The sequence below is a fragment of the Streptococcus sp. 68 genome (genome assembly GCF_013277415.1).
Taxonomy (GTDB): domain Bacteria; phylum Bacillota; class Bacilli; order Lactobacillales; family Streptococcaceae; genus Streptococcus.
On the sequence record NZ_VMMX01000003.1, the window covers coordinates 129,778 to 136,579 of the forward strand.

A 6,802-nucleotide genomic window follows, 5' to 3' on the forward strand; every position below is an offset into this window, starting at 1 on the left:
AATGGCAACAAAACAAAAAGAAGTAACAACATTTGACGTACAAGTAGCAGAATTTATCCGTAATCATAAGCAAAAAGGGACAGCAACAGATGATGAAATCAATGCTAGTCTTGTCGTTCCTTTTACCTTGGACGCTGATGGAATTGAAGATCTCTTGCAACGGATTCAGGATGCAGGGATTTCTATCACAGATAACGAAGGAAATCCAAGTGCGCGTGTTCTTAGTGCTGAAGAAGAACCAGAACTCAGCGATGAGGACTTGATTGGGTCAACTTCGGCTAAGGTCAACGACCCTGTTCGTATGTACTTGAAAGAAATCGGGGTCGTTCCTCTCTTGACCAATGAAGAGGAAAAAGAATTGGCACTAGCTGTTGAAGCTGGTGATATTGAAGCCAAACAACGTCTTGCGGAAGCCAACCTTCGTTTGGTTGTTTCTATTGCCAAACGCTATGTTGGACGCGGTATGCAGTTCCTTGATTTGATTCAAGAAGGGAACATGGGCTTAATGAAGGCGGTTGACAAGTTTGACTATTCTAAAGGGTTCAAGTTTTCAACTTACGCAACTTGGTGGATTCGTCAGGCTATCACTCGTGCCATCGCTGATCAAGCTCGTACCATCCGTATCCCAGTTCACATGGTTGAAACTATCAATAAATTGGTTCGTGAACAGCGGAATCTCCTTCAAGAATTGGGACAAGATCCAACACCTGAGCAAATCGCTGAACGTATGGATATGACCCCTGATAAGGTTCGTGAAATCTTGAAGATTGCTCAAGAACCGGTATCCCTTGAAACTCCTATCGGTGAAGAGGATGATAGCCACCTTGGGGACTTTATCGAAGATGAAGTGATTGAAAATCCAGTGGATTATACGACTCGTATCGTCTTGCGTGAGCAGTTGGATGAAGTCTTGGATACTCTTACAGACCGTGAAGAAAACGTTTTGCGTCTACGTTTTGGATTAGATGATGGAAAAATGCGTACCCTTGAAGATGTGGGTAAAGTATTTAACGTAACCCGTGAGCGTATCCGTCAGATTGAAGCAAAGGCTTTGAGAAAACTACGCCAACCAAGTCGTAGTAAACCGCTTCGTGATTTTATTGAAGACTAAGAGTGAGGATGAATATGGCTTATACAGAAGAGCAAATTGATAACATCAAAACACGCATTTTAACAGCCTTGGAAGAAGTCATCGACCCTGAGTTGGGAATCGATATTGTCAATCTTGGTTTAATTTATGAGATTCGTTTTGACGGTGACACAGGGCAAACAGAGATTGATATGACGTTGACAACTATGGGTTGTCCCCTAGCTGACCTTTTGACAGACCAGATTTATGATGCCATGACAGAGGTGCCAGAAGTAACGGATACTGAGGTCAAATTAGTCTGGTATCCAGCCTGGACCGTTGAAAAAATGAGTCGCTATGCACGCATTGCCCTAGGCATTAAGTAATACTCTTCGAAAATCAAATTCAAACCACGTCAGCTTCACCTTGCCGTACTCAAGTACAGCCTGCGGCTAGCTTCCTAGTTTGCTCTTTGATTTTCATTGAGTATAAACATATAAAAACATGTGAGAGACCGTTGGAAAAGTGAGGAAATTTCCCCCTCTTTTCCTCTAGTCTCTCCTTTCTTTTGCTGATTTTATTCAAAGAAAATGATATAATAGTAGTTATGGAAAAAAAGAAATTACGCATCAATATGTTGAGTTCAAGTGAGAAAGTAGCAGGACAAGGAGTTTCAGGTGCTTACCGTGAATTAGTTCGTCTTCTTCACCGTGATGCCAAGGACCAATTGATTGTTACAGAAAATCTTCCAATAGAGGCAGATGTGACTCACTTTCATACAATTGATTTCCCCTATTATTTATCAACATTCCAAAAGAAACGCTCAGGAAGGAAAATTGGCTATGTTCATTTCTTGCCTGACACACTTGAGGGGAGTTTGAAAATTCCATTTTTCTTAAAGGGAATTGTTAAACGCTATGTATTTTCTTTTTACAATCGGATGGAGCACTTGGTGGTGGTCAATCCTATGTTTATTGAGGATTTGGTGGCAGCTGGTATTCCACGTGAAAAAGTGACTTATATTCCTAACTTTGTCAACAAGGAAAAATGGCATCCTCTACCACAAGAAGAGATAGTCAGACTGCGAACAGAGCTAGGTCTTAGTGACAATCAGTTTATCGTAGTAGGTGCTGGTCAAGTTCAGAAACGTAAAGGGATTGATGACTTTATCCGTCTGGCTGAGGAATTGCCACAGATTACCTTTATCTGGGCTGGTGGTTTCTCTTTTGGTGGTATGACAGATGGTTATGAACGCTACAAGAAAATCATGGAAAATCCTCCTAAAAATTTGATTTTTCCAGGAATTGTATCGCCAGATCGGATGCGCGAATTGTATGCCCTAGCGGATCTTTTCTTGCTTCCTAGTTACAATGAGCTCTTTCCGATGACGATTTTAGAGGCTGCCAGTTGTGAAGCTCCGATTATGTTGCGTGATTTAGATCTTTATAAGGTAATTTTGGAGGGAAATTATCGGGCGACAGCAGATAGAGAAGAGATGAAAGAAGCTATTCTGGAATATCAAGCAAATCCTGCTGCCTTAAAAGACCTCAAAGAAAAGGCTAAGAATATTTCTAGAGAGTATTCTGAAGAGCATCTGTTACAAATCTGGTTGGACTTTTATGAGAAACAAGCCGCTTTAGGGAGAAAGTAAAAAGTGAGGTAATCTATGCGAATTGGTTTATTTACAGATACCTATTTTCCTCAGGTTTCAGGTGTTGCGACCAGTATTCGAACCTTGAAAACAGAACTTGAAAAGCAGGGACATGCTGTTTTTATCTTTACGACGACAGATAAGGATGTCAATCGTTATGAAGACTGGCAAATTATCCGCATTCCAAGTGTTCCTTTCTTTGCTTTTAAAGATCGTCGCTTTGCCTATCGAGGTTTCAGCAAGGCGCTTGAAATTGCTAAACAATATCAACTGGATATTATCCACACTCAGACAGAATTTTCTCTTGGTTTGTTGGGGATTTGGATTGCGCGTGAATTGAAGATTCCAGTCATCCATACCTATCACACTCAGTACGAAGACTATGTGCATTATATTGCCAAGGGGATGTTGATTCGTCCTAGCATGGTCAAGTACCTGGTCAGAGGTTTCCTGCATGATGTGGATGGGGTTATTTGCCCGAGTGAGATTGTCCGTGACTTGCTATCTGACTATAAGGTCAAGGTTGAAAAACGGGTCATTCCAACAGGGATTGAATTAGCTAAGTTTGAGCGTCCGGAAATCAAGCAGGAAAATTTGAAAGAACTACGTAGTAAACTAGGGATTCAAGATGATGAAAAGATGTTGCTTAGTCTTTCCAGAATTTCCTATGAAAAAAATATTCAAGCAGTATTAGCAGCCTTTGCAGAAGTTCTGAGAGAGGAAGACAAGGTGAAACTGGTAGTTGCTGGGGATGGGCCTTATCTGGATGACCTCAAAGAGCAAGCCCAGAAACTAGAGATTCAAGACTCTGTTGTCTTTACAGGGATGATTGCTCCTAGTGAGACGGCTCTTTATTATAAGGCGGCAGATTTCTTCATCTCGGCATCGACAAGTGAAACCCAAGGCTTGACATACTTGGAAAGCTTAGCCAGTGGGACGCCTGTCATTGCACATGGAAATCCTTATCTGGACAATCTTATCAGTGATAAAATGTTTGGAACCTTGTACTATGGAGAACATGATTTGGCTGGTGCTATTTTGGAAGCTCTGATTGCAACGCCAGATATGAATGAGCATACCTTATCAGAGAAATTGTATGAGATTTCAGCTGAGAACTTTGGGAAACGAGTGCATGAGTTTTATCTGGATGCCATCATTTCAAATAACTTCCAGAAAGATTTGGCTAAAGATGATACGGTTAGTCAGCGTATCTTTAAGACAGTTTTGTATCTACCGCAAAAGGTGGTTGCTGTGCCTGTAAAAGGCTCTAGACGAATGCTGAGGGCTTCAAAAACACAGTTAATCAGCATCAGAGATTATTGGAAAGACCATGAAGAATAGAAAGAGGAATAGCTATGAAAAAACAATTGATGAGAAGTGGTAGTGATCAAAAAATTGCTGGAGTATGTGCTGGGGTCGCAAATTATTTTGATATGGATCCGACTATTGTTCGTGTAATATGGGGTGTTCTTGCATTTTGTTATGGGGCAGGAATTGTAGCTTATATCATTTTATGGATGATTGCGCCAGTAGCAACTGACTATTGAAAACTAGCTAAATTCATGCTAAGATAATAGAAAATAGAATGTAACGAAGGAGATAAAAATGGCATTTGGAGATAATGGAAATCGTAAAAAAACGATGTTTGAGAAAATAACCTTGTTTATCGTGATTATCATGCTAGTAGCAAGTTTATTGGGAATTTTTGCAACTGCAATTGGTGCCCTCAGTAATCTATAAAATAGATTCAAGAAAATTTAGTGACTGGGATTTCCCAGCCCTTTTTTAAAGTGAGAAGAAAAAATGAGTATGTTTTTAGATACAGCCAAGATCAAGGTCAAGGCTGGTAATGGTGGTGATGGCATGGTTGCCTTTCGCCGTGAAAAATATGTCCCTAATGGTGGTCCTTGGGGCGGTGATGGTGGTCGTGGAGGCAATGTCGTCTTCGTTGTAGATGAAGGTCTACGTACCCTCATGGATTTCCGCTATAATCGCCATTTCAAGGCTGATTCTGGTGAGAAAGGAATGACCAAAGGGATGCATGGTCGTGGTGCTGAGGACCTTAGAGTTCGAGTACCACAAGGTACGACTGTTCGTGATGCGGATACTGGCAAGGTCTTGACAGATTTGATTGAACACGGGCAAGAATTTATCGTTGCCCACGGTGGTCGTGGTGGACGTGGAAATATTCGTTTCGCGACACCAAAAAATCCTGCACCGGAAATCTCTGAAAATGGAGAACCAGGTCAGGAACGTGAGTTACAATTGGAACTAAAAATCCTTGCGGATGTCGGTTTAGTAGGTTTCCCATCTGTAGGGAAATCAACACTTTTAAGTGTTATCACATCGGCTAAACCAAAAATCGGTGCCTACCACTTTACGACAATTGTGCCAAATCTAGGTATGGTTCGTACCCAATCAGGTGAATCCTTTGCAGTAGCTGATTTACCAGGTTTGATTGAAGGGGCTAGTCAAGGTGTTGGTCTGGGGACCCAGTTCCTCCGTCACATCGAGCGTACACGTGTCATCCTTCACATCATTGATATGTCAGCTAGTGAAGGTCGTGATCCTTATGAGGATTATCTTGCCATCAATAAAGAACTGGAGTCATACAATCTTCGCCTCATGGAGCGTCCACAGATTATCGTAGCCAATAAGATGGACATGCCTGAAAGTCAGGAAAATCTTGAAGAATTCAAGAAGAAATTGGCTGAAAACTACGATGAATTTGAAGAGTTACCAGCTATTTTCCCAATTTCTGGATTGACCAAGCAAGGTTTGGCAACGCTTTTGGATGCTACAGCTGAATTGTTAGACAAGACACCAGAATTCTTGCTCTACGACGAGTCCGATATGGAAGAAGAAGCTTACTATGGATTTGACGAAGAAGAAAAAGCCTTTGAAATTAGTCGTGATGACGATGCGACATGGGTACTTTCTGGTGAAAAACTGATGAAACTCTTTAATATGACCAACTTTGATCGTGACGAATCAGTCATGAAATTTGCCCGCCAACTTCGTGGTATGGGAGTTGATGAAGCCCTTCGTGCGCGTGGTGCTAAGGATGGGGATTTAGTCCGCATTGGTAAATTTGAGTTTGAATTTGTAGACTAGGAGATTGATATGGGAGATAAACCGATATCTTTCCGAGATGCGGATGGCAACTTTGTTTCCGCTGCAGACGTTTGGAATGAAAAGAAATTGGAAGAACTGTTTAATCGTCTCAATCCAAATCGTGCCTTGAGGTTGGCACGAACTAAAAAAGACAATTCATCTCAGTAAAGAAGATAAAAAAATCCCGTGTCTGATCAGACACGGGATTTTGTGGTACGACGGGCATGTATAGCAAACTGAATCTGGAATAGCACAGCATATCTTCTAAAATATTGTTATCAATTGATTTGAATTTCAAAATTAAATTGTTTAATTCTTTTTTCACTTTATTATAGTATATCTGATGTCAAAGTTATCGGCGAGTCAAATAGCGATTCCCAAGTCTGATGCTGGAAATAAGAATCGTCAGAGGAAGGGATAGCGAAATCGTGGCTCTACGAACAGGAACGTGATAGTAAGGCGTATATAGTAGATAAGGGGGCTCAAAACTCTAAATTCCAAAAAGGTAGTCGTAACCTATATGCGTAAATCACGAGAGTAATTGAATTCGGACTAGGATTTTCTATTTTCACTGTAACCTTTTAACGTCCTCATATCTTGTATACACGAGGAAAGATGTATGACTTATCCCGTGAGGTCTATCACTATAAAGAGAAAACGACAGATAGAGGTGATCCTGAGTCACGGTTATCTTTAAAATAGATTGTCTGATAGGATGCTAGCCTGAAAACGTCTTGTTCATGAAATATAGGACGCTATGTATAAAACGCTTCTGTGAACTGAGAGAAGGGGGAGAAGTTCTTTCTAAAGTTTAGTTGAACAGCCGTATTCCGATACTTAGATAAGGGGGGTAGTCTTAGCTCCTACTCGATTTCAGGGGGCAAAAAAGGGGCAATAGCGATTCGAGAAAGATTATACTCTTCGAAAATCTCTTCAAATCACGTCAATATCGCCTTGCCGTATATATG

Annotated in this window: 8 protein-coding genes; all 8 read left to right on the forward strand. The window is 41.0% G+C overall.

Annotated features, from left to right (window positions below; genetic code table 11):
- Window position 1: 1 nt before the first annotated feature.
- The 8 genes from rpoD (at window position 2) to HT720_RS01480 (ending at window position 6,002) form a co-directional block, all read left to right on the forward strand.
- Entirely contained in the window at window positions 2-1,111 is a 1,110-nt protein-coding gene (gene rpoD / locus HT720_RS01445) for an RNA polymerase sigma factor RpoD (RefSeq protein WP_000201905.1), read from the forward strand.
- A gap of 14 nt (window positions 1,112-1,125) precedes the next feature.
- Window positions 1,126-1,455: a metal-sulfur cluster assembly factor gene (locus HT720_RS01450; RefSeq protein ID WP_000331921.1), complete on the forward strand. Its 330-nt coding sequence runs from the start codon at window positions 1,126-1,128 to the stop codon at window positions 1,453-1,455.
- Between the two features lie 221 nt (window positions 1,456-1,676).
- Complete coding sequence (gene cpoA, locus HT720_RS01455) at window positions 1,677-2,720, forward strand: alpha-galactosylglucosyldiacylglycerol synthase (protein WP_173274500.1); 1,044 nt, start codon at window positions 1,677-1,679, stop codon at window positions 2,718-2,720.
- A gap of 15 nt (window positions 2,721-2,735) precedes the next feature.
- Window positions 2,736-4,061, forward strand: a complete 1,326-nt coding sequence (locus HT720_RS01460; RefSeq protein ID WP_173274501.1) for a glycosyltransferase family 4 protein — start codon at window positions 2,736-2,738, stop codon at window positions 4,059-4,061.
- Between the two features lie 14 nt (window positions 4,062-4,075).
- Complete coding sequence (locus tag HT720_RS01465) at window positions 4,076-4,267, forward strand: PspC domain-containing protein (RefSeq protein WP_173274502.1); 192 nt, start codon at window positions 4,076-4,078, stop codon at window positions 4,265-4,267.
- Between the two features lie 58 nt (window positions 4,268-4,325).
- Window positions 4,326-4,460, forward strand: coding sequence for a DUF4044 domain-containing protein (locus HT720_RS01470; RefSeq protein WP_000863859.1), 135 nt, complete (start codon window positions 4,326-4,328; stop codon window positions 4,458-4,460).
- A 63-nt stretch (window positions 4,461-4,523) separates the two neighbouring features.
- Window positions 4,524-5,834 (forward strand): GTPase ObgE, encoded by a 1,311-nt coding sequence (gene obgE / locus HT720_RS01475; protein ID WP_173274503.1) that lies wholly within the window; start codon window positions 4,524-4,526, stop codon window positions 5,832-5,834.
- A 9-nt stretch (window positions 5,835-5,843) separates the two neighbouring features.
- Window positions 5,844-6,002: a hypothetical protein gene (locus HT720_RS01480; RefSeq protein ID WP_050314293.1), complete on the forward strand. Its 159-nt coding sequence runs from the start codon at window positions 5,844-5,846 to the stop codon at window positions 6,000-6,002.
- Window positions 6,003-6,802: the final 800 nt, after the last annotated feature.